This window comes from Gluconacetobacter sacchari, from assembly GCF_014174255.1.
Lineage (GTDB): Bacteria > Pseudomonadota > Alphaproteobacteria > Acetobacterales > Acetobacteraceae > Gluconacetobacter > Gluconacetobacter sacchari.
This window is the reverse complement of sequence record NZ_JABEQJ010000082.1, coordinates 1-1,931: the sequence shown is the minus strand read 5'-3', so window position 1 is coordinate 1,931 and position 1,931 is coordinate 1. Positions and strand designations below refer to the sequence as shown.

Genomic DNA, 1,931 nt, shown 5'->3' with positions numbered 1-1,931 from the left:
CCCAGGGCGTGCAGGGCGGTGGCGGCGATGGCGGCGGCGTCGAGTCCGGCCTCGTGGTATTGGGCGTCCTGGGTGTTGTGGTCGATGAAGCGGTCGGGCAGCGTCATGGGGCGGAAGCGGACGCGGTCGAGCAGGCCGGTGCGGGCGAGATGGTGCATGACATAGGCGCCGAACCCGCCCTCGGCGCCTTCCTCGAGGGTGACCAGCACGGCGTGGTTGCGGGCCAGGGCTTCGATCAGCGCGGTGTCGAGGGGCTTGGCGAAGCGGGCGTCGGCGACGGTGGGGGCGAGGCCCTGGGCGGCGAGCATGTCGGCGGCCTTCAGCGCCTCGGCCAGGCGGGTGCCCAGCGAGAGGATGGCGATGCCGCCCTGCTCGCGCCCGGACTGGCGGCCCATTTCGCGGACGATGCGGCCACGGCCGATTTCCAGCACGCTGCCTGCCTCGGGCAGGGCCAGGCCCAGCCCGTTGCCGCGCGGATAGCGCAGCGCGATCGGGCCCTCGTCGAAGGCGCAGGCGGTGGCCGTCATGTGCAGCAGTTCCAGCTCGTCGCTGGGGGCCATGATGGTCATGCCCGGCAGGCAGCCCAGATAGTTGATGTCGAACGCGCCGGCATGGGTGGCGCCGTCGGCGCCGACCAGGCCGGCGCGGTCGATGGCGAAGCGCACCGGCAGGTTCTGCAACACCACGTCGTGCATCACCTGGTCGTAGGCGCGTTGCAGGAAGGTGGAATAGATGGCGCAGAACGGGCGCAGCCCCTCGGTGGCCATGCCGGCGGCGAAGGTCACGGCATGCTGCTCGGCGATGCCGACATCGAAGAAGCGGTCGGGCCAGGCGCGGGCGAAGGCGTCGAGCCCGGTGCCGGACGGCATGGCGGCGGTGATGGCGACGATGCTGTCGTCCTGCCTCGCGCGGCGCACCAGCTCGCGGCTGAAGACCGAGGTGTAGCTGGGCGGGCCGGGGGGCGCCTTGCTCTGCTCGCCGGTCACGACGTTGAACTTCGCCACCGCGTGGTATTTGTCGCCCGCCGATTCGGCCGGGCGGTAGCCGCGCCCCTTCTCGGTGAGGATGTGCAGCAGGATCGGGCCCTTGTCGTCGGCGTCGCGCAGGTTGCGCAGGATCGGCACCAGCTGGGTGAGATCGTGGCCGTCGACCGGGCCGACATAATAGAAGCCCAGCTCCTCGAACAGCGTGCCGCCGGTGATCATGCCGCGGGCATATTCGTCGGCCTTCTTGGCGGTGCGTTCCAGCCGCTCGGGCAGGCGGCGGGCCACCTTGCCGGCCAGGTCGCGCAGGCCGAGGAACTGGCGCGACGACATCAGCCGCGACAGGTAGTTGGACATGGCGCCGACCGGGGGGGCGATCGACATCTCGTTGTCGTTCAGCACCACGATCAGCCGGCCGGCCCCGGGGCCGGCGACCGAGGCGTTGTTCATCGCCTCGTAGGCCATGCCGGCCGAGATCGAGCCGTCGCCGATCACCGCCACCACGTTGCGCTCGCGGTAGGCGGGGTCATGCTCGGCGCGCAGGTGATGCGCCACCGCCATGCCCAGCCCGGCCGAGATCGAGGTGGAGGAATGGGCGGCGCCGAACGGGTCGTATGCGCTCTCGCTGCGGCGGGTGAAGCCCGACAGGCCGCCGGGCTGGCGCAGCGTGCGGATGCCCTCGCGCCGGCCGGTCAGGATCTTGTGCGGGTAGGCCTGGTGGCCGACATCCCAGATGATCCGGTCGTCGGGCGTGTCGAACACCGCGTGCAGCGCCACCGTCAGTTCCACCACGCCCAGCGACGCGCCCAGGTGCCCGCCGGTCGTCGAGACCGCGTCCACCGTCTCGGCCCGCAATTCCTCGGCCAACTGGCGCAACTGCTCCACCGACAGGTTGCGCAGGTCGCGCGGCGACGTCACACGGTCCAGAAGCGGAAAGCGGCCCTTCGT

The 1,931-nt window shown here is 71.3% G+C and carries 1 protein-coding gene; it reads right to left on the bottom strand.

The features are described 5' to 3' along the window. Positions 1 to 1,931, bottom strand: a 1,931-nt coding sequence (gene dxs / locus HLH48_RS22705; protein ID WP_246387739.1) for a 1-deoxy-D-xylulose-5-phosphate synthase, incomplete at both ends; no start/stop codon positions are given.